This window comes from Microbulbifer maximicatervae (SeqCode) (assembly GCF_052467955.1).
The window spans coordinates 889,806-914,271 of record NZ_CP174329.1 but is presented as its reverse complement, the minus strand read 5'-3'; the positions used below and the strand labels follow the sequence as shown (position 1 = coordinate 914,271).

The following is a 24,466-nucleotide window of genomic DNA, read 5'->3' as shown; positions in this document are numbered from 1 at the left end:
TTTAATAAATATTAAAAGTAATCATCCCTACCCTGGTATTTCATTTTCAGGGGAGCTTCCAATAATCAGCTATCACATAACGCAAAAAGGGTGGATTCGTTTACTTGGTTTTCACACCAGAAAGAAATATTTTGAGCGATCCCGAAAAGAAAATTTCCTTATTAAATTTTCTAATGCGCAAAGGCCTTCACAACAAATATGAGAAATGGGATAAATGTGGATAACGGTTTAGTTGCGACACTTACTAAGATGAAATAAATAACAATAACTTTTTGAAAGCTATTTCTATTATTCTGGTGTGATTCAAGAACGCTGGAAATTGACTTGCAAGTTACGGTAGATAACTCATAAAACCTTAGCAACTAAGACAAAATTCCTCAAAATCACTAACAACTAGAAGAGCATCCTCTAAGAGAACCTCAGTATATTCCTTTTTGTTGTCACCAGCCCTTAAGACCCACCTTACCATCCCTTGGACTTGTAGTGGTTCATACCGCCGCAGTACCAACCCGCAGCCGAGGCCGAGTATACGGTTATCTGCTTTGGGGAAATCACCAGCTATGGACTTGTCCCTGTAGAAGGGCAGAAATACTTGCCCTAAGACAAACTGTAGCTGGATTCAAAATCCACGGTTGTTTACACGGCCCACTGGTAGTAGAGAGGTGTGTAATGCATAGCCGATCTTCGCTGCAAAATCATCAATCCATTTCCACGAAACAGAAGGGATCTCTACGCAAAAAATCATCATTCGCCGCTGCCGTAGTGATTGTGGGATCTGCAATTCTTGCCCCACTGACCTATGCCGTGGATTATTCCAATTCCCGCTATAACTCGAGATACAGCGCTCAACATGGACATGGAAACTACGGAGCACACTCCAGGTATAGCAGGGACTACCGAGCAAATTCACGGCATAGCAGGAATTACAGATCGCACTCAAGGCACAACCGGGACTACAGAGCACACCCCCGATACAACAGAAATTACAGGGCGCATTCCCGATACAACAGGAATTACAGGGCGCATTCCCGATACAACAGGAATTATCGGTCTCACTCCAGATACGGAACACATTCCAGATACGCGGCGAATCCACGGCATAGCCGCCATATGTGGTTTAAATCCAATATTCAGGGAACACCGCGTATTGTGATCGACCTCAGTGATCAAATGGCATACTTCTATAAGGGCGGGCGTCTGGCCGGTATGTCCCCAGTATCTACTGGCAAAGCCGGACACCGCACACCTACCGGTAACTTCCGTATTTCACAGAAGAAATACAGCCATCGCTCAAATCTGTACGGTCACTACATCAGCCCACGGGGCTATGTAATGCGCAGCAATGTGGATGTGCGTCGCCACCGCAAACCTGCGGGTTCTCGATTCCGCGGGGCATCTATGGATTACATGATGCGTATCAATGGCCCCGTTACCATGCATGCCGGCCACGTCCCGGGATACCCCGCCTCTCATGGCTGTATTCGTATCCCCTGGCATATGGCTAAGATTTTTTATGCCCACGCCAAGGTTGGTACCAAGGTGTCCGTGGTGCCTTGAGTTAGAAGTAACAGGTAAATTTTTACCGACCATAAAAAAGGCGGACTAAATAGTCCGCCTTTTTTAATTAGGAAGCCTCGGCCTCCTTTCTCTTTGTTAAATCCATACGGGTAAAATAATCTTGAGCCGCTCGATTAACATGCCTTGCCAGCAATAAAGTAGACACCATTGTTGGAATCGCCATTACCGCATACATCCCGATGATGATGCTGTTTACCGCACTTAAAGAGGCCACCGCACCCAATATAATCAGCACCATGTAGAGTCCGGTATACAGACCCTGCCAGCGGCCACCGAAAAGAAAAATATAGCACTTCATGCCGTAATACCAGCAGGTAACGATAGTGCTGAAAGCCAGTGGAAGGACCATTAGCAGTAGCAAAATTGGGCCGAACTGCCCAAACACCTGAGAAAATGCCTGTGCAGTCAGGGTAACGCCGGCAATATCCCCTTCCTGCTGCCAAGCGCCAGTCAGTAGTATCACCAGGGCAGTGCAAGTGCAGATAACCAGTGTATCTACAATAGGGCCCAGCATGGCAACCACGCCTTCTCGAACGGGCTCACGAGTTTTCGCTGCACCATGGGCCAAAGACTCTGTGCCTATACCCGCCTCATTGGAAAATGCGCCCCGGCTTACCCCTACTGTGATGACCGAACCCAGAGTACCTCCAGCAATAGCTTGACCGCTGAAAGCATCCGAGAAAATTAGCGCAAATGCTGCCGGTACCTGCTCCCAAAAGTTGGCAATCACCACAAGGGTCATGCCCAGATAAAACAGCACCATGCCCGGCACTACTCTTGCGGAGAATTTACCGATACGCTGGATACGACCGGCAATAACGTAAGCCGATGCAACAGCAATTAATAAACCAATAACAAAATCAAAAGTGAGTGAACCTCCGGGCGCTATCCAACCCAAGGGCTCAGCAAAAGACTCCCGCAGTAACTGCGTGGTTTGATTGGACTGAAATACCGGCAACATACCGCAGAGTCCCGCCACGGCAAACAGTACTGCGAGCGGCATCCAGCGTCGGCCCAACCCCTCGCGAATAACATACATGGGGCCACCTTGCAGTTCCCCGGAGGCATCGCGACCGCGAAACATCACCGCCAGCGTCGCTGTATAGAACTTGGTAGCGACCCCCACCAGGGCGGTTACCCACATCCAGAAAATCGCCCCAGGCCCACCAATCGTAATTGCGATAGCAACCCCGGAAATATTGCCAAGTCCCAGGGTTCCCGACAGCGCTGTGGATAGCGCTTGACTGTGATTTACTTGGCCAGGGTCATTGGGGTCATCATATCGGCCACTTAAAAGCCCAATACTGTGCCCAAGATGGCGGTAGGGACGGCCACGAGAATAGATTAATAGCGCGAGGCCTCCACCAACGAGTAGCACTAATAAGGGAGGACCCCAGACAAAACTGGCAAAAGCCTCTAATGCCTGATCAATTGCAGGGAATATAGACATAATTTAATTCATTTCCGGTGAGATTCGCCCAGTCTAGGTACGCTCACACCAGACTGTCAAAATGCCGCCATAAAACTCCGCAGCCTCATAAATGCGAAAAATTTAGGAAAACCTGGAATCCCGGCAATAAAAAAGCCCCAAATAGGGGCTTTTTTAACGATCTTTTACAACTTTTTATCAAGCTGTAGTAGTTACCTTTAATGCGGGCTCGGGTTCTGAACTCTCCCTCACAAGCGCCACCGATATAGCGCCAAGCAACATACACACCCCCGCCAAAACAATGATGTAAATTGCCTGGTTTTCGAAAACTGTTTTCAATATCAAGCCAGCTACCAGGGCGGAAACAATCTGCGGGGCTGCGATAGTGAAATTAAAAATCCCCATATAAACACCAGTCTTATCCGCCGGCAGCGAGTCGGAGAGGATCGCATAGGGCATCGCCAGAATAGCGGCCCAGGCAATGCCCACACCCACCATCGGTAGCAATAATCCCAGGGCGCCACTGGGTACGGAAACTTCTGTAATCAACAGATTCACCTGTGTGGGATCGCCCCCCTGGAAGAACAGGAAGCTGATGTATCCCAAACCGCCCAGTGCCAGCGATAGGGAATAAGTGAGCTTACGCCCCAGCACCTGAGACAAACGGGCCAGGACAATAGAGAAGATCGCTGCGAACAGGGAGTAAGCAGCAAAAATAATTCCTACCCAGTCACCAGCAGCACCCTTGGCGGCAGCGATATGTGCGGGAATTTCTTTGACGCTTTCCAGATAGGCGGGATCAAACCACTTGGCTTCCACTCCCCAAATATGCTGAGTGATCGCAGGCGTGGTGTAAACCCACATAATAAACAGGGCAAACCAGGAGAAGAATTGCACCAGGGCCAGCTGGCGCATAGTGCGCGGCATTTTAATTAGCAGCTGGAAAAAACCGATCAAGCGCTTTGCCAGTGGGGCTTTTTGCTGTCTCTCCCGCTCAAGTTGCGCGGAGTCGAGACCTTTATAGGCATTGTACTGCTCCGGCGGATACTCCTTGGTGCGCAGCACAGTCCACAACACACTACCCAGCAGCACTGTGGCGCCGATATAGAAAGCCCATATAACGGAGGGCGCCACCTCTCCCGCACGGGCAGTATTTTCCAGACCAATCACATTAGTCAGGATGAATGGCAACATGGAACCGAAGATGGCGCCAATGTTAATCAGCAAAGACTGTATCGAGTAACCCAGGGTGCGCTGCTCTGATGGCACCATGTCGGATACCAGGGCGCGGAAAGGCTGCATGGTCACGTTAAAGGCCGCGTCCATCAGGGCCAACATAACGCCGCCAAAGATAATGGGGGCCACTATCGCCACCACAATCCCGGCATTGGGCATAAACGCCATCCCCAGGGCTGCGGCGATGGCACCAAAAAGGATAAAGGGGTTGCGGCGACCGAAGCGACTCCAGGTCCGGTCCGAAGCCGAACCCACGATCGGCTGTACGATCAGTCCCATGAGCGGCGCCACTATCCAGAATAGAGACAGGGAGTGAAGGTCCGCCCCCAGATCAGACAAGATTCTACTGGCATTGGCATTTTGCAGAGAAAAGCCAAATTGCACCCCGAGAAAACCGAGACTGACATTCCACACCTGCCAAAAGGGCAAGCGCGGTTGCTGGGCTTGCGGCGCAACGGCGCTGCTTGCTGATTGGGTCATAGAGGTCACCGCATCACTAGTTATGCTTATTCTGCCATTCTCACACGCACTCCCGGAGCATCCATCCTCCCCCATAGGGGAGGATGCGGGCCAGATCCTTCGCTTTAGGATAAACTCAGGCCCATGCGTATACGCCGGGCCAACACGAAACTGTGAATCCTAATCAAGCAACTGAAGTCCCGCGCGATGATCCTAAAACTCCCACTCCTGCGCCTGGTGTGTCTCGCAGCTACACTCTGCCTGAGCGCTCAATCCCTGGCCGCTGAACAGCGCAACTACCGCGATCACACCATGAGCGAAGACTCACTAACTGTACAGACGAGTGAGGGCGAGGTCACCCTCACCCCGGTTGGTCCGTCAGCGCTATCGGTGCACTATCGCCGCGAAGGCCTGAAGCAGTTGCCCTCATTCGCGTTGGCCACCAATTCTGCCGGCCGATCCGAGGCGACGCTGGAGCAACAAGGGGACAAGCTCGTTTACCGCACTGGCTCGCTTACTGCAGTCATCCACAAGTCTCCCTTCCGAATCGAGTACTTGCGCGGCAGCGAACAAATCCTGAGTGAAGAGAGTGGCTTCTTTGCCACCGAGACGATGCGCGGATTCCGTTTCGCACTGTCGCCAGATGAAAAACTGCTGGGCGGCGGAGAGCGGGTTATGGGGATGGACCGTCGCGGTCAACGCCTCCCTCTGTATAACCGTGCCCATTACGGATACACCACCGAATCCAACCAGATGTATTTTTCCCTGCCAGCAGTACTGTCCAGCAACAAATACATTCTGCTGTTCGACAACTCTGCCACTGGCACCCTGGATCTGGGCGCAAACGAAGAAGATATCCTGCAATTTGAAGCTGTAGCCGGGCGCACCGCTTACATCGTGGTAGCCGGTGATACTTATCCACAGTTGCTGGAAAATTATGTATCCACCACCGGCAAACAGCCCCTGCCACCCCGTTGGGCCCTGGGTAACTTCGCCTCGCGCTTTGGCTATCACAGCGAAGCTGAAGTCCGCGCAACCGTGGATAAGTTTGCCGAAGAAGATTTCCCCCTGGACGCCCTGGTGTTGGACCTCTACTGGTTTGGCCCGGATATAAAAGGTCATATGGGCAATCTTGCCTGGGACAAGGAAGCCTTTCCCGAACCAGAAAAGATGATGGCCGACCTTAAAGAACGCGGCATCAATACCATCCTGGTGACCGAGCCTTTTGTCCTCTCCACCTCCGAACGCTGGCAGGAAGCTGTGGCGAATAATGCCCTGGCCAAAAACCTGGCCGGAGAACCCAAGCGTTTTGATTTCTACTTCGGCAATACCGGCCTGATCGATGTCTTCGCTGAAGATGGCGGCGACTGGTTCTGGAATATTTACGACGGATTATTGGAGCAGGGCGTAGCCGGCTGGTGGGGCGACCTGGGTGAGCCGGAAGTTCACCCCTCCGATACCGTTCACGCAATCGGTATGGCCGATGAAATCCACAACGCCTTCGGCCACGCCTGGGCGCAATTACTGCACGAACGCCAAACGGCAAAATATCCAGAGCGCCGCCCCTTTATAATGATGCGCGCCGGTTTTGCCGGCTCCCAGCGCTACGGCATGATCCCCTGGACCGGCGACGTCGCTCGGGAATGGGGTGGCTTACAGCCCCAGGTGGAATTGGCTCTGAGTATGGGTTTGCTGGGCTTTGGCTACACCCATTCAGACCTGGGTGGCTTTGCCGGCGGTGAGAAATTTGACCGCGAACTCTATATCCGCTGGTTACAGTACGGCGTATTCCAACCGGTTTACCGCCCGCACGCCCAGGAGCATATTGCTTCCGAACCGGTTTTCCACGATCGCCGCACCCGCGATATCCTGCGCGAATATGTAAAACTGCGCTATCGCCTGCTGCCCTACAACTACACCCTCGCCTTCGAAAACAGCCAGACCGGCATGCCACTGATGCGCCCGCTGTTTTTCGAAAACGAAAGTGACCTATCTCTCCTGGACTACAAGGATGCCTACCTTTGGGGGCAGGACTTCCTCGTTGCCCCGGTCGTGGAAGAAGATGTGGATGAGGTCGCGGTAAAACTGCCCGGCGGCACCTGGTTCGATTACTGGACTGATGAACAATATTCTGGCGATCAGGCCCTGGTAAAAGTGAACCTGAAAACGATTCCTGTACTGGTGCGGGCCGGAGCCATTATTCCCACCATTGACGATGTCCACAGCAGTCGTGATTACTCCAGTAAAAACCTGACCCTGGACTACTACGCGCACCCATCAGCAGTAAAGTCCGAGCGCTATGTTTATGAGGATGATGGCGTTACCGCGCAGGCTTTTGAAAAAGGCAAATACGAGAAGTTGCATTTCTCAGCTGAAAACAAACAGCAAGGTTTAGCCTTCGCCTTTAATCGCAAAGGCGACGGTTATACCGGTATGCCGGAATCCCGCAAGGTCAATTTAAAGATCCACAATTGGCAACAAGTGCCTGTGCAGCTCGACATTAGCGGCGAATCCCTGCCTATTTTCGACAGTGAAAAAGACTTTGCTCAGGCACCCCGTGGGGCCTGGTACAACAAGCGCAAGCAGCAACTGCTGGTTAAATTTGACTGGCACAAAGAACCGCTGAATTTAGTGCTCAAAAATCAATAATTCAGCAAACCGCTGTTCACTGACAAAAAATTTAAAGTCATCAGGAAACAATGAAGAAGTTACATTCCCTGTTTATTGCCAAACTCCTTTCGGCTTCCCTACTGGGCGCTGCTCTATTCGGCACTGCCGGCTGCAGCCAGGAGAGCAGCCCGGAAAAAATACAGCCCGCTGAAAAAGTTGCGGAGAAAAAAGCCGTTATCTACCAAGTGCTACCGCGCTTATTTGGCAACACTAACAGTACCAACAAACCCTGGGGCACACTCGAAGAGAATGGTGTGGGCAAGTTCTCCGACTTTACCCCAAAAGCACTGAATGAAATCCACGCGCTGGGCGCCACCCATATCTGGTACACCGGCGCCCTGCACCACGCGCTCGTTGGCGACTATACGGAATACGGTATCAGTAACGATGATCCAGATGTGGTCAAAGGCCGCGCCGGCTCTCCCTATGCCATCAAGGATTACTACAGCGTAAACCCAGACCTGGCCAGTAACCCAGCAGAGCGATTACAGGAATTCCGCGCACTGGTGGAACGCAGCCACGCGGCCGGCCTGAAAGTAATTATCGATATAGTGCCCAACCATGTAGCCCGCGCCTATCATTCTCTCGATAAACCCCAAGGCGTGCAGGATTTTGGAGCTGGCGACAACACCCAGGTCACCTACGCCCGCAACAACAATTTCTACTATGTGGTGGGCGAAGACTTCCGCGTGCCCGTTGCAGAAGACAGTTATCAGCCACTCAATGGCGAAGCCAATGATCTTGTCGATGGGCAGTTTGTAGAGAGTCCAGCTAAATGGACCGGTAATGGCGCGCGCAGTGCACAACCTGCCATGCACGACTGGTATGAAACCGTCAAAATTAATTTTGGCGTTCGCCCCGATAACAGCAAGAACTTTTCTGAGCTACCCCAGGAGTATGCCGAGCGCGACTACCGGGCCCACGCCCAGTTTTGGGCAGACAAGAAAGTCCCGGATACCTGGAAAAAATTCCGCGATATCGCCCACTACTGGCTGGACTTTGGCGTGGACGGATTCCGCTATGATATGGCCGGTATGGTGCCGGTAGAATTCTGGAGCTACCTGAATTCCTCCATCAAAATGCGCAACCCCAACACACTGTTACTTGCCGAAATCTATACTCCAGAGCGCTATCGGGATTATCTGCATCTGGGCAAAATGGATTATCTCTACGATAAAGTCGGTACTTACGACGCTATTCGTGCGGTCATGGAGAACAAGGGCAGCGCAGATAAAATCGCAGAGGTACAGGCAAGCCTGGTAGATATTTCCTCTCATATGTTGCGCTTTATGGAGAACCACGACGAGCAGCGTATTGCCAGCGCACAATTTTCTGGCAACCCAGAGGCAGGCAAACCTGCAATGCTGGTGTCTGCCATGCTCTCTCCAGCCCCTACCTTGGTTTACTTTGGCCAGGAGTTAGGAGAACCCGCCAACAAAGATACCGGCTTCGGCAAAGCCAGCCGCACCACCATTTTCGACTACTGGTCAGTACCCAGTGTGCGCCGCTGGAACAATGAGGGCGCTTTTGACACTGCACTGCTGACAAAAGAAGAAAAAGAGCTGCGCAGCTTCTACCAGAGCCTGCTTAATTTCTCCAAACAGAGCCCGGCCTTACTTGGCGATTACCTGGACTTGCACAGCTACAACCGCAAGCAAAACTCTGGCTATGGTGAAAAACAATTTTCCTTTGCTCGCTGGAGCGAACATGAAAAATTGTTGGTAATCGCCAACTTCGATAACAGGGCAGTGGAGTTTGATTTTCAGTTGCCTACAGCACTTCTAGAGGCCTGGAAACTACAACCGGGCAGCTACCTGGCTGAAAGCCAGATATCCAATAAGGTGGCAAACCTTATCTTGGAAAAAGACCAAGCCTCCACAAAGATCCAGTTGGCACCCTACGAAAGCCATATCTTTGCAATATCCGCTGTTCCCCAGAAATAGCCACTCAGCCTTGGAGGGGATTACTCCCCTCCAAGAACGCTTAAGCACAGCAATTTATACCCACCTTATCCCCTTTCTCACAACATATTCCCGACAATCCCTAACCATACTCATCAGGTAACTCGCTTGACATAAACACTACTCCATGTATGTTGCTCACAATTATATTGTTCACAACTTAAATAAAAGCCGAAATTGATATGCAAGGGGACATTATGAACCGACAACATAGCCGCTATTTTTCACCACTAAACCTAATTTTGGCTGCACTTTTAGCATCAGTAGCACTTCCTACAATGGCTGAAACTAACAAGGCTGAACAGGGCGAAGCACCTATCCAGGTAACAGACGAGACTTTTAACTGCATCCGAGATATGACCAAGGTGCGGGGGTTTTATGTGGATAATTTACTGGGAGATCTGGATGGGACTCTAGAGGTCGCAAACTCCAGCAGTGGAGGTGTTTATCCTCCTGGATCAGTGGTCCAGTTAGTACCCGGGGAAGTGATGATCAAACACCAAAAAGGCTTTAACCCCGCCACTAAAGATTGGGAGTTTTTTGAACTGGATATTTCTGAGGAAGGCAGCAAAATCCGTAAGCGAGGCTTTGTTGATGTAGTTAACCGTTTTGGAGGTAACTGCTTTGCCTGTCATGTCCAGGCCAAACCTCAGTGGGATTTAATTTGCGAGACCGGACACGGCTGTGAACCCATACCATTAACAAAAGAAATACTGGCCTTGCTGCAAAAAACCGATCCTCGTTGTGAATCGAACCCAAAGTTAAATCAAGAAGAGATTGCAAAATTGCAGGCGCTACAACAAGCACTGATAGCTAAGGATAAAGCGAGCAAGTAATTTATCCATAAAATTCATTTAGTAAAATTTAAACAAGAGAAGAGTAAGTAACCTAAGGTTACAACTTGCTTATTCAATATTATTGAAAAATAATTCAAACCATTAACGTGAATTAGAAAGAGCTCTTACCAACAAAGCTACCCAACCAACTGGTTAGTAGCTTTTTAAAAATTATACACTTAAAGACCATACTATTAATCCTATCGGCCAATATCCCTCCGTAGATTTAAACGACACAGCCCTATCAGAATACTCACAAAGCGATCGTACCAACATTTACAAATAAGTAAAAATTATTAAAAAATGTGATAAACCCCGCAAATACCTAGTTGCTTTCCATATGATTTATATTTTTACCTATCCATAATAGAGAGAATTAACACCAAAAGAATTGGTACCCATTTACCACCTATTAATAGGTGAAAAAATCTAAAATTGGCACCTACATATGGAGAGTGATGTGTCTATTTCTTATGATAAGAGTATAGTGAATAACCTTTGCATTATACTAATTTCTTTGATATTAGTTGCCTGTGGGGGCGGGGGTTCCTCCAGCGATGACTCAAGCACCGAAACTCCTTCTAGTGGCGAGCCAGGTCAAGGAAGCACTAACAATAATACTCTCCCAGTTATTAATAATTTATCCATCACACCAGACCAAGCCCATAATGACAGCACTCTATCTGTTCTACTGGATGTCTCAGACGAAGACGGAGATCTGCTAGAAGTTACATATACCTGGAAAAACAATGACCAAGTGATCAATGAAGTAACAGAACCTTATCTAGCCCCATCCTATTTTAATCATGGGGATTCAATCAGTGTAGAAGTAGCCATCACAGACGGTAAAGACTCTATATCACAAAGCACATCTATTACAATTCAAAATAGAGCCCCCATTATTGAGAGCCTAACCTTTCTAAATTTACCTATATTTACCACTGCCGATATCGAAGCCACTATCGATATTTCAAACGTAGATAATGACCCCCTAACAATTGAGTATCATTGGACTGTAAATCAAGAGTCAGTTTCCGATGTCATAACTAATATTTTACCCTCCAATCATTTTTTGAAAGGAGATGAAGTGGCTGTAAAAGCAGTCGTTTCAGATGGAGATTTAACCGTTGAGGTAACGACTAGCACTCATATCCAGGATACACTACCAGTAATGTCTGTCATTAACATGCCAGACACTGTTCAGTATGGTGAACCTGTAGGATTCCAGGTAGTAGTAGAAGATCCAGATAACGATCCCTATCACCTAGAGTTTCTAGCCCGCCCAAATGGTATGAAGATTGATGAAGATGATAATATCAGTTGGACACCGACTGGACCAATGTTCGAAAAAGAGATGAATGTCCAATGGGAGCTTTCACTGTTACAAGAGGACTACTCACATAGCGAAAGTAGGATGATAAAAGTCTTGGATGAAGAGCGAAAAGTGCCTTTATCAAATGGATATATTGAAACTACGTTTAACTCTCCAGATTTAGCTGTTGGAGACATTGATGGAGACGGAATCAAGGAGATTGTGGCTACCAATGGTCGACGTAGATTATTTGCACTAGGCTCTGACGGTGATGAATATGCTATTAAGTGGGAGCACCCCTATGCATTAGTTGAGGGCGAAGGCCCCACCTATCATGATTACAACGATTTATATTACTCCTGCCTAACCCTCATAGATCTCAACGATGATGGAAGGGAAGAGATCTTAGCAGGATTGCAAGGACACGCTATATGGTCGCATGATACGACAGGTATATTTTTATTCGATGATAACTTAAGACCCAAAAGAGTAGCTACTCTCACAGGCAACGAAGTTCAACAAATTTATGTGACAGATCTAGATAACGATCAGACTCTAGAAATTATTGCCCTTGTTGATTTATATAGTTCTTTTCGAGGGGAAGAGCCAGATGACTTTAAAGATCAAATGCAACTGGTTATCTTAAGTGCTGATAACTACTCAGTAGAGTGGCAATCCGAAATTCTTCAATTAGGCACAACATTTACTGTCGGAAATCTCGATAGCGACAGTGAACTTGAGATTGTACTTGGCGGAGGTTACGTATTTGACTATATCAATGGTAATTATACTTTAAGCTGGCATTATGAAGAAGGCTTCACACCAAATAATGATAGTGCAAGTCTTGATATCGTAGATATCGACATGGATGGAATCGGTGAAATCATCGGCACTCATCCAACCTCCAAATTTTTGACTTTTTACAATGCAAACACTCAAGAAATTAAACTTGAGAATGAAGTTAAACATAATAATTTTGTAACTTTTCTTTCTCCTGAGGATGCAACACCAAGAATCCTCGTAGATACCCTTCCTATAAAGTTACAGCTCTACTCATTTGACATAGACTCACAAAAATTTATCCCTAAATGGATTTCATCACCTTCGGTCTTTAGTGAGAATATGAGAGTGGGCAATCTGGATTCTGATCCAGAACTGGAATTTTACTTTACCAATAGAAACGACGTTATAATTTACTCAAACTCTTCAGATGATGGTGAGCTAGAAATAGAGTGGCAACCTAAACAACATACAACAAATTTGAAAGACACACTTGTTGATGTGAAATCTACACTTACAAACACTTCCAGCTTATACGCCTTAGGTCTAGCAACAATTTCCTCGGGCAACTCGCATTTAATGGCCTTTAATCCTGTTACGAATAGCTTTTCTTTCAGCCCCACAATACCGGGAATTACAAATGAGACAACAGCTGCTGTTTTATTGGACCTTCAAAAAGATAACACTAATGAAGTTGCTTTTGTAACCGGAAAAACCCCAGGCCTTTACGATATTTTTTCAGAGTCTATTATTTGGTCTGGCAACCCTATAAATGAAGAAATAGTTTCCCTCACCGCTGGCCAACTCGGCAATGATAGAAAAACCAGCATGATTGCAACTACTAAAGATAATGGCATATATGCTTATGACATTGATAACTACGAATTACTCTGGAGCCATAATACTGGTGGCGGTGTCGATATAAAACTAATTGACACAAAAAACACAGAACAATTCAATGTAGTCGCGGCTGACAATGAAAACATCAGGCTGCTAACCAGCGATGATAATTATCAATCATTTTCAACAAAGTTCAACATTTTCAACGATATCCCTGAAGGTCAAGAAACACCCATTTATGAATTCTCAAAGAATTCCCAAATAAACATAGCTGATTTAGATGGAGATTCTGTAGATGAAATTATTGTTTTAATAAAAAGAGTTTACAAGTCATGGCTTATGGTGCTAGACGGCAGCCTAAAGTTCGAGAATCTAATTTATCTAGGAGAGCATGATGTTCGCTCTTTTGTAGTGCAAAATTACGGCACCAAACATCGAAATATACTATTCAGTTCTGAAAATGATGGCCGGCGCTATATTATAGAAATTGATCCATGGACCGGAAAAATAATTTCGACCTCACCTGAGCTAGGCCCCAGAATGGTTCCTGATAGTTTACGCTTTATCGACAGCAACAACGATGGACAATATGAATTAGGCTGGTTGACGGAAGAAGGTTCGGTAACTATAACGCGGTAGAATGCAATTGCTGAACCAATAAAATTCTATACATTTCAAAAGCCAAGCAGATCATAATTCAGGTCTGCTTAACTTCAGAACAAGCTAGATAATTAATAGATGGTTGAATCATCCACCTACACTTTGCAATTCATACTTATAAAAGCGCAGATATCAAGCCCTAGTTTAAGTCAGCGTCGGCGTCCTTATCACAATAGTTTAATTTCAGTCATAACCCATTTCAGATTTAAACTTCTGCTGATATTAACCGCTAACCTCAATCCATCAATCCTTAGTGTTGCCGCCACAAACTCAAGAATATCATTCCGCCAAATATACTTCCGGGCAGCTTCAATACTTATAGAGTTACACATCTAAATGAGGCAGCTAATAATAAATAAGACTGATGAGTTTAACGATTTAGAAAAAACACAGAACAATTATTAAAAAGCAACACTTAGGCAAAAATCAATCACTTAATTTATCCAGATTACGCTCAAATTAGTTTTATTCACTACGCAAATTTAATAAGGCAAATGTACCAATAAACATTCCCCAAAGTTAAACTCATTAATAAAGTGTGACAAGCCCCACAATTATCCAATCAACACGCATATAAATTAAATTGTTATCTGTTCATAATGTGTTCTTCCAAGCCCATCAGGACCGGAACTAAAATACCAATTCTTTATCAGCTCAAAGAACTAAACTTGACACTTACATATGGAGAGTGATGTGTGTATTTTTCATGATAAACTTATTACTAACACCGTAGGCATCATGCTAATTTCTTCCATACTTACCGCATGTGGAGGCGGAGGATCATCCAGTAGTGATTCAAATAGTGGAGGATCGGGACAAGGCGGTGGAGCTAGTAATGCACCTCCGGTTATAAATAGTTTATCTATCACTCCAAACCCAGCCTATAACGATAGTGTTCTATCTGTTCAACTTGACGCCTCAGACGAAGACGGAGATCAACTGGAAGTTACATATACCTGGAAAAATAACAATCAAACTATCAGTGAAGCAACAGAATCTAAACTAGCTGCATCCCATTTTAATCACGGGGATACAATTAGTATAGAAGCTTATATCACTGACGGTGAAGATTCTGTTTCGCAAACTACTTCCATCATTATTCAAAATAGAGCCCCCATAATTGAAAGTTTAAGTTTTTCAGACTTACCTGTTTTCACGAATACTGATATTGAAGCCATAATCAGTATTTCAGATATAGATAACGACCCCTTAAATATTGAATATCATTGGACTGTCAACAATGAGGAAGTTTCTGATATCACAACTAATCTTTTACCCTCTACTCATTTCTTGAAGAATAATGAAGTAGCAGTAAAAGTGATTGTTTCGGATGGAGAGCTTACAAGTGAAGCAACGACTAGTACAGAGATTCAAGATACACTACCTGTAATGTCTATTGTCAATATGCCGGACGTTGTCCAGTATGGAATTCCAACAGCCTTTCAGGTGATAGTAGAGGACTTCGATAACGATCCCTATAACCTAGAGTTTCTAGCTCGTCCAAATGGCATGGAAATTGATGAAGAGGGTAATGTTGATTGGACGCCTACTGGGCCGATGTTTGATACAGAAATGGACGTTCATTGGGAAATTTCATTGTCACAAAATGATTACATTCACAATGAAAGTAGAACATTAAAAGTCGTAGATGAAGAACGAAAAATACCTTTATCAAATGGTTATATTATAACCACGGCCAGACCACAGCATGTGGCACTTGGAGACATTGATGGCGATGGAGTCAAGGAAATTGTAGCTACTAATAGTAAACGTAGATTGTTTGCCTTTGGCTATAATGGGAGCGAATATTCCATTAAGTGGGAGCACCCCTATGTTTTAATTAATGGTGAAAGCACTAACTCAGAAGAAGATGATAATAATTTATATATATCTAGCCTAACCCTTGCAGACATGAATAACGACGGGAAAGATGATCTTTTTGCTGGCCTTATTGGAGACAATTATACCGCCCATGATACGACAGGGCTATTTCTATTTGATGATAACTTAAAACCAAAAAGAGTAGCTACTCTCACAGGTAATGGAGTAGAACAAATATTCGTTACAGATATAGATAACGATCAGGATCTAGAAGTTATTGTCCTAATTAGAATGTACAATGTAATGAAAGATAAAATGCAACTGGTTATTCTTAACACTGATAACTATTCGGTAGAATGGCAATCTGAAATTCTCGAGTTAGGCCAAATATTTGCTGTTGGTAATCTAGATAGTGACAGCGAGTTAGAAATTGTACTTGGCGGCGGTTATGTGTTTGACTACATCGATGGCAATTACGCTTTAAGCTGGCGCTATGAAGATGGATTTACAGATGCTAATAAGGACAATCCAAATCTTGATATTGTAGATATCGACATGGATGGGATCGGTGAAATAATCAGCGTCCACCCAACCTCAGGTTTCTTAACTCTTTTCGACGCCAATACTCAGACAATTAAAATTGAAAATGAAGTCAATTCTTATTACTTCACGACTTTTTTATCTCCAGATGATGCAACTCCAAGGATTCTTGCAACGGAGAATAGTGCTAGTAGACCGCAACTCTATTCTTTTGATATGGGTTCCAATAAACTTATCCCTAACTGGACTTCATCGCCCTCAGCTTGGGGGGACAATATGAGAGTGGCCAATCTGGACAATGATCCGGAACTAGAATATTTTTTTAACAATCGCCATGAATTAAAAATCTATTCAAATCTATCTGGTGACGATAATTTAGAACTAGAGTGGGAAATTGGAATTAATCCCAGATTCCTCGAAGATGAACTTGTTGATATACAATCAACATCCGCAGATAACTCTGAAATATCTTCTTTAAGTTTAGGGATGATCCCTTGGGAAAACTCTCACATAATGTCTTTAAACCCCAAAACAAATGTTATCACTTTTAGCGCTGCAATACCGGAGATTGAAAATGAAACAACAGCAGGTATTATGCTAGACCTTCAAAAGGACAACACTAAAGAAATTGCTTTTGTTAATGAGAAAACCCCCGGGCTTTATGACATTTTTTCGGAATCTATTATTTGGTCCGGCAGCCCCATGAGTGAAAAAATAGTTGCTCTCACAGCAGGCAAGCTTGGTAGCAATGAAAATACCAGTATGATAGCAACCACTAAAGACGCTCATATCTACGCTTACGATATGGAAAACTACGAATTACTCTGGAATCATGAGTCTGGTGGTGGTGTCGATATAAAGCTATTTGATGCTAGCAACAATGGGTATTTAGACATTGTAGTGGCTGATGAGGAAATTCTCAGCCTCCTCACTAGCAATGATGATTACCAATCAATTTCTGCACAGTTCAATATTTTTACTGACATTCCTGAAAATCAAGCCCCCCCCCTTAGTGAATATGCGGGTATTACTAAAATAAGCACAGGGGATTTAGATGGAGATTTCATCGATGAAATTTTTGCCGTAATATCATATAGATCCGAGACATGGATTATGTTACTCAATAATAAACTGGAGTTTATGAGACTAACTTACCTAGACGGATATGAAGTTCGTTCTATTGCCGTACAAAATTACGGAGTTTCACACCGAAATATAATTCTGAATATCGAAAATAACGAGAGGCATCATATTGTCGAAATGGACCCATGGACCGGAAAAATAATTTCCACATCGCCGGAACTAGGCCCTATGATGATCGAAAATAGCTTAAGATTTGTCGATAGCAACAATGATGGTATTTATGAGTTAGGCTGGCTCACTGAAGAGGGCTCGATAAATATCACACGATAGAATTCTACTTCTTAATTAACCAGCCTCCTCACTTTAAATACCACAAGCCAAGCAGGTCGCAATTCCAACCTGCTTGGCTCCAGAAGCTATAAAGTGATCAGTGTGTACATCATAGTTTGATCATTCACCTGCACCTTGTAGCTTCCGCTTACAGAAGTGTAGATATCAGATCCACCCTGCTCCAAGTCGCCATCGGAGTCGTTATTGCCATAGTTTTCACTCCAGTCAGCATTAACATCAAACTTGAAACGCTGCTGAGATTGACCATCAAAATTTACCTGGATTTCCCAGGTATTGTCGGCAACTAATTCCATAGCCTCAGCACCCCAACTATTTGGTGTGCCACGGAAATAAAGTGAGGAAAAGTTGGATGCGTAACTACCGCAGTCTGCACAGGTCAGGCTGTAGCTCAGGGTTTCATCATTTACCTCAACAATATAGGTACCTGATACATCGGTGTAGATATCATCCCCACCCTCCTCCAGAGAGCCGTCCGCATTGTTATCCCCGTAGTTTTCAGCCCAGTCACTGCTGACATCAAACTTAAAGCGCTGGTTACTGCTGCCATCAAACACCACAGTGGCACGCCAGGTATTGTCTGCAACCAGGGTCATCGCCTGGGTGCCCCAGCTATTGGGCGTACCGCGGAAATTTAATGCCGTAAAGTTTTGAGCATAACCAGTATTGGGATCAGTCACGGTAATGGTTGCCGTAACACTATCGGTCAGGCCATCATTGTCAGTAACAGTGACTGTCTCGGTATAAGTGCCCGCACTGGCGAAGCTCAAAGTCGTCGAGGAAGAACTACCACCACTGCTCCAGCTATAGGAAATCACACTACCGTCGCTATCAGTAGAGCTGCTGGCATCCAGGGTGACACTCTGATTGACTTCTACTGTGCTGGATACTGGAGTCACAGTTGCAGTGGGTGCCTGCTGGGAAGAGACCTCGGTGATCGAATAGGCCAGAGTCTCATCATTTACTTCAATGAGGTAGTTACCGGTTACAGAGGTATAAATATCTTCTCCGGTTTGATCCAACGTGCCATCAGCACCATCGTCACCGTAATTTTCGGCCCAGTCACCATAGATATCCAACTTAAAGCGTTGGTCTGCCTGGCCATCAAAATTAACCACCAATTGCCAGGTATTATCTGCTACCAATTCAAAAGCTGTTGCTTCCCAATTATTAGCTGTGCCACGGAAATAAAGGCTGGGGAAACCCGTCCCAGAACATTCTTCACCACAGGAACCAGATAGCTGCCCACCGTGAATGGCAGCAGCGGAATAAGCTGCGACATTGAAGGTGGCATAGCCATTGCTGCCTACGGAAATAACATCGCCACTGCACTCATCATCTCCCGCCAGGACATTGCAGTAGTCCCCTGCAGGAAGGCCTGTATACAGTGTCTGGCTGAAAGAATTACCCTCGTTATTGATAACGACATAGCCTTTATCACCGCGTCCAAAGGCAATCTGGTTATCTCCGTTATCCCACCAATTTTCCATACTGGTGCCATCGGTATAGTTACGGAAACCCACCATATTGGCAATATTGCCCCATCGGTGTTGGCAGACCCACTCATCATTTTCACAACTATCAGGACCATTACTCGGTGGCCCGGCATTTTCATCGGTAAATTCGTAACCAGACATCACTTTGGGATAGCCGTAAGGGTGTGCCAACATAAATACATTAGCCAAATTGTATTTCGCCCCGTCCTTATAAGTAAGGTTGCCCCCACCACCATGACCGCGCTCACGATCATGATTATCAATAAAAGTAACGGCCTCGCCAGAGTTAAGCAGCCCCCAACTTTCACCGAAACTGAAGAGATTCTTTATCTGTCCATTAAAATTACTGGCCACATCAGTGCCATACTTAAATTCAGTCACATGGCCCAGGAAAGTGTAATTGTACGGCTGGATCTCAGAAGCTTCGCCAGCTGCGCCGATTACCTCAGAAAAAATCCACGGATTGCCGGCCTTGCTCATTATTCCGTACATGTCGCTGGGGGACATATGTTTAACACCATCCACACGGAAGCCATCAACACCCATACCCTGCAATTTATTCAGATAATCCGCTATTGTTTGCTGGACATAGTCATTGCCTGTGTTTAGGTCTGGCATGCCTTCCAATCTGCAATTCCAAACAGTATTAGCATCACCATAGCCGTCAATTGTACAGTTATCATGATAATCCCATGAGGAAAATTCCGGATGGTTAGCCTCGGACCAATCAGTTCCTCCCCAACCTGTGCCACTCCCGTCCCAGACTGCAGTATGGTTGATCACTGCATCCGCATAAACTTTAACCCCTGCCGCATGACAGCGATTAATCATATCCTGCAACTCTCCCTCAGTACCACTACGGCTAGTGAGGTTGGTATAGGTTACCGGTTGGTAGCGCGCCCACCAGGTATGGTAAGAAATGTGCTCTTGGGGAGGAGAGATCTGTACTGCGTCAAAACCTTTTGGACCCAGGAAATTCTCACACTCATTGGCAATATCATTCCAGCTCCATTCGAACATATGCACAAAGGCTGTGCCTGCACTGGCATGGGTGCTGGATATGGCTCCGAGTACGATACTCGCACCTCCCAGAAGTCCTTTTAACGGAAATTGTTTTTTCATTTTAGCTTTCCTTTTTCTCTCATCTGTAGCCGTTATTTTTTTGTATAAGGAGAACCCCAGGGGCAGTTGCCCACCAATGATTAATGGCTCTCCATTTCTACATAAGTAGGGTCAACCTATAAGCACGCCTTTTCCCAGGCGCTTGCAAATACTTGGATTGCATTCGCCCCACAGTAGGAGCTAGAAATATTCTCCTCAGGCGACACAACCAATAGACATTCGCTCAAGAAAAGAATTTGTAAGAAGCACCGCAAGCGGCGAAGAAAAGTTTAGGCTTATCATCACAGGTGACCATTTATTATTTTTTGCAATTCAAGCCGGACATTTAGGAACCAAACTAACAGTATCTAAACTTTTGGATTGCTATACCCGACCAATTGATCACTCATCCTGAGATATCCACAGACCACCAAAGGCATCAATAAACCGGTAATATGTGAACAAATACCGAACAACAGCGGTAATATGCACCTCCTGTGCTACTGCAACCCCAAAATCACAACTTTCGGGCTTTTGGAAGGCTAATAATCAGTGCTTGAGAGCACATCCTCCCTGTAGGGGGCGTAGTAGAAATTTGTGCTTGAAATATTGATCTTCGGCATGACTTAGTTTGAAAGGCTAAAAATTAAGCAATGTAGAACTGCTTAAATAAGAGGAAGTGCTTAGTGGCCATTAAATTTCATCACTAAGTCCGACAAACTAATTTATAAAATTACTAGTAAGAATAGTAGACGAGCCAACTCCCTCAGACACTGTAGATAAGCCTATAGACGCTATACACCCAGCAACAAAATACACAAGGTAAAACTATAGTAGCTTTGTGAAAAGCTATTTATTAAACCAACGAAGAAGTTATCCCTTACTACTTTATTAGTAACAATATCTACCTTGTGTAAAATGAAGTTTATAAAAATTTGGAATAATTTAAAGAATGGGACAATTTTATTGTTAGCGCAGGGGCACTCTTGTAATAACCTCAACGGATAGGAGAGATTTACGTCAGTAACTACTGCCATAACTGTACGGAACCATTATATAGATGAGTAGTATGGTACCGACTAAAGAATCAGAGAAAATCAAGTTAATCCCAAAATCCTGCGATGTATACAAAAGATGTAATACAGATTCTAACGCTTCAAAAATGTATGGGGCCCTTTAGGTGGAGAAAAGGTTTGAGCTAAATAAAAAACCAATCTTGGGTATCATCGTTTATAAGTAGAGTCTAGGCAAGGCCTGACAAGAAACTGAAATATCTACTCAACGTTTATATTTCCTAAAAAGTAACATGGCCTCAGTACCATCGGTAAAGCTAGTAACGAGAATATACCTCGCTACCCAGTCATCTTCACTTCTATAACAGCAAGCTCAGACATACATCTGAGAATCTTGATCTACCTCAATACCCCCACCCCCAACTACGCCATTATGCGCAACAAAATTATTCGATGAGATAGGCGCCAAATTCGACAAATGGGACAGTCAGGTACTCGGGCTGACAACCCCATCATGGTAGATTAGACCTCTTGGTCAACTGCAGGTCGCACTGGCCAGTAACACGCTTAGTTGAGGAGAAAAAATGGAGCAGCAAAGCACCGTATTCGTTGTAGTGGACCCTAACGATGAGAAGCATGTAGCTCTGGAGCGAGCCCTGATCACTTCACGTGGACGCAATCCTCAGCCGCGACTGGCTGTATTCGTCGCAGTTGATGGTGAAGCGGTGGATACCCGTGCAGTTAACGACCACCTATTTCGCGATGAGTCGTGGTTCCGTGAACAAATTCGTGAACCCATCTCAGAAGCTGGTCTTTCCTGTGAGATCACTGTTTGCTGGTCCAGTGATTGGCAGGCGGCCATCGTGCAGGAATCAAAGCGTTGCAACGCAGAAATGATCTACCTACCAGTACACGCGAAGAGCAGCCGTCGCTTTACCTTCGCCGAATCCAAATGGCGAGTCCTGAAAACAGCGCGCTGCCCAGTAGTATTGATTCGCCCCGGCGCCAAGGACGAGCGCAAAGTTGTATTGGCTACCGTTAACTACCAGGCAAAAACCCTCGAGCAGCGCGAGCTCAATCGCCAGATCAGCGAACGCGCGACCTATATCGCAGGTCATTACGGAGCAGAGCTACACCTCGTAAACGCTTTCCTGGATTCCATGCTCTACCCAGATCGCGGTGCTTTGGCCAAGCTTGCCGATAAAACCGGTGTCCCCACCCATCGCATTCACGTAAAGCGCGGCTATACCAGTGATGTTGTTGAGGAGGTGGCCCGTGAGATCGATGCAGACTTGGTCGTGATGGGAACCATGAATCAGTACGGCGAGACCGGCTCATTCCTGCGTGGCAATACTGCCGAGCGTGTAATTGGCCAGTTGGACGTTGATGTGATGGTATGTAACCAGTTCACCACAACAACAATGAACAACGATTAAGTCATCCCATTTTCAAGGATGCTGAAAGCCCCAGCAGTGCTATCTGCAGGGGCTTTCTTTTTTGGATTTACTGCGATTTAGCAGATAGCAGTAGCAGAGTTCCCTCTGTATCGAAATTCACCCTGCCATCCTCAACTTTGGCTCGCTTGCCCGAGTAGTAATCGGTCAGTTCGATACCATCGGCAAACACACCTTTAACTGATACGCTCTTCTCACCCGCGGACAGTTCCATCGCCACAACTACCGGCTGCTCACCAGATAAGGTGCGGGAGAATGTATAAGGCTTATCCTCCAGCTTCTGGTGTACACCAGCTCCAACTGCCGGGTGCGATCGACGAAACTGCCCCAGCTTCTGCCAATGAGCCAGCAATGCACGGGTTTCCGGCTTTTCCAAGTCATCCCAGTTCATATTGGTGCGCATAGAGGCGTCGCCGAATGCGCGATCATCAATCATGGGGCGCGCCAGTTCATCACCGTAATATATCTGCACTGCACCGGGCGCCAACATCAGTTTACTTGCGGCACTCAGTGTGTGCTGGCGCTCGCGGTCAAATGAGTGATGGTCATCGTGGGAGCCTAGATAATTTAGGACACCGAGCCCTTTTAGTTCACCACTGTTCAAGGAGGAGGAATAGCTGGAGAAAATATCCTCCGCTGGCTTGCCCGCAACCTGGGCAAAATCGAAGTTAATCAGGCTGTCAAAACCGTACTGATAATAGTCCACTTTCCGATCGCTATAATCGTAAGAGCGACCAACACTGGGACCAAAGTTGTTAACGCCGAAATGGTAAACCTCACCCACCATAAAGAAATTGCGATCGTCCAATTTCTTCTTCGGGTTCTCAGCCTTCCACTCCGCCAGGGCTATATCCGCTTCGTTTTTCAGTATTGCCCAGGCTTGTGGCTCTACGTGTTTGACGGTGTCCACACGAAAACCATCGACACCGTATTCACGCACCCAGTCGGTTAACCACTTGATCAGGTAATATTTGGGGGCGCGGGGATAGCCAGTGCGCTCGAAAAAGGCATCCAGTTCACGCTGCTCTTGCTGCAGGCGGCCTTCTTTTTTCCACTTTGCCACCAGTTGCGGCGGCAACTCGACATCTTTCTCGCTCTCCGTGAGGATATCCGTCAGGTTCGCGTGAATTGCACACTCAACATTGCCGGCATAGTCGGACCAATCGCATTGCTGGCTATTGCGCAGCCAACTCGAGGGCCATCTGGAGTCCTGTTCAGTGACTGGCCCGGTGTGATTGAGAATTACATCCAGCAATACGCGAATCCCCTGGCTGTGAGCTACCTCAATCAATTCCGCCAGGTCTGCTTCAGTGCCAAAGTTGGCATCTACGGCAGTCCAGTCCTTAGGCCAGTAGCCATGGAAAGCGTAGGTGCGTTTATCGGACTCATTGTAGCCATGGATGTTCTCAATCACCGGGGCCATCCAGATAGCATCGACTCCGAGATCATTAAAATACCCCGCTTCAATTTTCTCGATAACGCCGCGCAGATCCCCTCCCTCAAAGCCACGCAGGTATGCCGCATCGTCTTTGCGGCCGTAGGGGAAGTCATTGCTGCGATCGCCGTTATTAAAACGGTCCGGCAACATAAAATAGACTGTCGCATTGCGCCAAAAAGGGTCTACCGGCTCTGCAGCCACGGCAGCTTGTACACCACCCAGCATCAGGCCAATCAATAAGCTGGTGAATTTTCCCATTGTTCTCTCTTTTATTCGCCGCTCAGAATTATTCAGAAGCTCCCCAGGCCACTCTAATAGGCCCAGTAAATCAAACATCCTCCCGCGCGGGGGCGTAGGCACTGCGCAGGGTTCAAGACCGGCGATAAGGTTGTGCAATTACCCCATAGTAAA

12 protein-coding genes are annotated in these 24,466 nt (G+C 46.1%); 8 read left to right on the top strand and 4 right to left on the bottom strand.

Annotation, left to right across the window (positions count from 1 at the left end):
- Nucleotides 1–850: 850 nt before the first annotated feature.
- Nucleotides 851–1,153: a hypothetical protein gene (locus tag ACJJI5_RS03900; RefSeq protein WP_445355563.1), complete on the top strand. Its 303-nt coding sequence runs from the start codon at nucleotides 851–853 to the stop codon at nucleotides 1,151–1,153.
- On the top strand, nucleotides 1,111–1,557 hold the full coding sequence (locus ACJJI5_RS03895; protein ID WP_413663496.1) for a L,D-transpeptidase family protein: 447 nt from the start codon (nucleotides 1,111–1,113) through the stop codon (nucleotides 1,555–1,557). Before ACJJI5_RS03900 ends, ACJJI5_RS03895 begins: the two co-directional genes overlap by 43 nt.
- A 67-nt stretch (nucleotides 1,558–1,624) precedes the next feature.
- Here the strand turns inward: ACJJI5_RS03895 and ACJJI5_RS03890 are convergent, their stop codons facing one another.
- Nucleotides 1,625–3,028, bottom strand: a complete 1,404-nt coding sequence (locus ACJJI5_RS03890) for an alanine/glycine:cation symporter family protein (RefSeq protein ID WP_445355562.1) — start codon at nucleotides 3,026–3,028, stop codon at nucleotides 1,625–1,627.
- Nucleotides 3,029–3,205: 177 nt separating this feature from the next.
- Nucleotides 3,206–4,723: an MFS transporter gene (locus tag ACJJI5_RS03885; protein ID WP_445355561.1), complete on the bottom strand. Its 1,518-nt coding sequence runs from the start codon at nucleotides 4,721–4,723 to the stop codon at nucleotides 3,206–3,208.
- A gap of 186 nt (nucleotides 4,724–4,909) precedes the next feature.
- Here ACJJI5_RS03885 and ACJJI5_RS03880 point away from each other — a divergent pair, with 186 nt between their 5' ends.
- The 5 genes from ACJJI5_RS03880 (at nucleotide 4,910) to ACJJI5_RS03860 (ending at nucleotide 17,535) form a co-directional block, all read left to right on the top strand.
- On the top strand, nucleotides 4,910–7,351 hold the full coding sequence (locus tag ACJJI5_RS03880; RefSeq protein ID WP_445355560.1) for a glycoside hydrolase family 31 protein: 2,442 nt from the start codon (nucleotides 4,910–4,912) through the stop codon (nucleotides 7,349–7,351).
- A gap of 50 nt (nucleotides 7,352–7,401) precedes the next feature.
- Nucleotides 7,402–9,315 carry an alpha-amylase family glycosyl hydrolase gene (locus tag ACJJI5_RS03875; RefSeq protein ID WP_445355559.1) on the top strand — a complete coding sequence of 638 codons (1,914 nt, stop codon included), beginning with the start codon at nucleotides 7,402–7,404 and terminating at the stop codon, nucleotides 9,313–9,315.
- 215 nt (nucleotides 9,316–9,530) lie between these two features.
- A complete protein-coding gene (locus tag ACJJI5_RS03870) occupies nucleotides 9,531–10,169 on the top strand; it encodes a hypothetical protein (protein WP_445355558.1) in 639 nt (212 codons plus the stop codon).
- A 460-nt stretch (nucleotides 10,170–10,629) separates the two neighbouring features.
- Nucleotides 10,630–13,740 carry a PQQ-binding-like beta-propeller repeat protein gene (locus ACJJI5_RS03865; protein ID WP_445355557.1) on the top strand — a complete coding sequence of 1,037 codons (3,111 nt, stop codon included), beginning with the start codon at nucleotides 10,630–10,632 and terminating at the stop codon, nucleotides 13,738–13,740.
- A gap of 714 nt (nucleotides 13,741–14,454) precedes the next feature.
- Nucleotides 14,455–17,535 carry an FG-GAP repeat domain-containing protein gene (locus tag ACJJI5_RS03860; protein WP_445355556.1) on the top strand — a complete coding sequence of 1,027 codons (3,081 nt, stop codon included), beginning with the start codon at nucleotides 14,455–14,457 and terminating at the stop codon, nucleotides 17,533–17,535.
- An 86-nt stretch (nucleotides 17,536–17,621) separates the two neighbouring features.
- Here the strand turns inward: ACJJI5_RS03860 and ACJJI5_RS03855 are convergent, their stop codons facing one another.
- Nucleotides 17,622–20,171 (bottom strand): alpha amylase C-terminal domain-containing protein, encoded by a 2,550-nt coding sequence (locus tag ACJJI5_RS03855; RefSeq protein WP_445355555.1) that lies wholly within the window; start codon nucleotides 20,169–20,171, stop codon nucleotides 17,622–17,624.
- 1,576 nt (nucleotides 20,172–21,747) lie between these two features.
- On the opposite strand from ACJJI5_RS03855, the gene ACJJI5_RS03850 reads away from it, so the two are divergent.
- Complete coding sequence (locus ACJJI5_RS03850; RefSeq protein WP_413663505.1) at nucleotides 21,748–22,599, top strand: universal stress protein; 852 nt, start codon at nucleotides 21,748–21,750, stop codon at nucleotides 22,597–22,599.
- Nucleotides 22,600–22,666: 67 nt separating this feature from the next.
- On the opposite strand, the gene ACJJI5_RS03845 is transcribed toward ACJJI5_RS03850, so the two are convergent.
- Nucleotides 22,667–24,313, bottom strand: coding sequence for an alpha-amylase family glycosyl hydrolase (locus ACJJI5_RS03845; RefSeq protein WP_444918353.1), 1,647 nt, complete (start codon nucleotides 24,311–24,313; stop codon nucleotides 22,667–22,669).
- Nucleotides 24,314–24,466: the final 153 nt, after the last annotated feature.

Excerpts from the sequence above, each read along its gene's own strand:
- ACJJI5_RS03900 (WP_445355563.1), top strand. The coding sequence starts at position 851 with ATGGACATGGAAACTACGGAGCACACTCCAGGTATAGCAGGGACTACC.
- ACJJI5_RS03895 (WP_413663496.1), top strand. The coding sequence starts at position 1,111 with ATGTGGTTTAAATCCAATATTCAGGGAACACCGCGTATTGTGATCGAC.
- ACJJI5_RS03890 (WP_445355562.1), bottom strand. The coding sequence starts at position 3,028 with ATGTCTATATTCCCTGCAATTGATCAGGCATTAGAGGCTTTTGCCAGT.
- ACJJI5_RS03885 (WP_445355561.1), bottom strand. The coding sequence starts at position 4,723 with ATGACCCAATCAGCAAGCAGCGCCGTTGCGCCGCAAGCCCAGCAACCG.
- ACJJI5_RS03880 (WP_445355560.1), top strand. The coding sequence starts at position 4,910 with ATGATCCTAAAACTCCCACTCCTGCGCCTGGTGTGTCTCGCAGCTACA.
- ACJJI5_RS03875 (WP_445355559.1), top strand. The coding sequence starts at position 7,402 with ATGAAGAAGTTACATTCCCTGTTTATTGCCAAACTCCTTTCGGCTTCC.
- ACJJI5_RS03870 (WP_445355558.1), top strand. The coding sequence starts at position 9,531 with ATGAACCGACAACATAGCCGCTATTTTTCACCACTAAACCTAATTTTG.
- ACJJI5_RS03855 (WP_445355555.1), bottom strand. The coding sequence starts at position 20,171 with ATGAAAAAACAATTTCCGTTAAAAGGACTTCTGGGAGGTGCGAGTATC.
- ACJJI5_RS03850 (WP_413663505.1), top strand. The coding sequence starts at position 21,748 with ATGGAGCAGCAAAGCACCGTATTCGTTGTAGTGGACCCTAACGATGAG.
- ACJJI5_RS03845 (WP_444918353.1), bottom strand. The coding sequence starts at position 24,313 with ATGGGAAAATTCACCAGCTTATTGATTGGCCTGATGCTGGGTGGTGTA.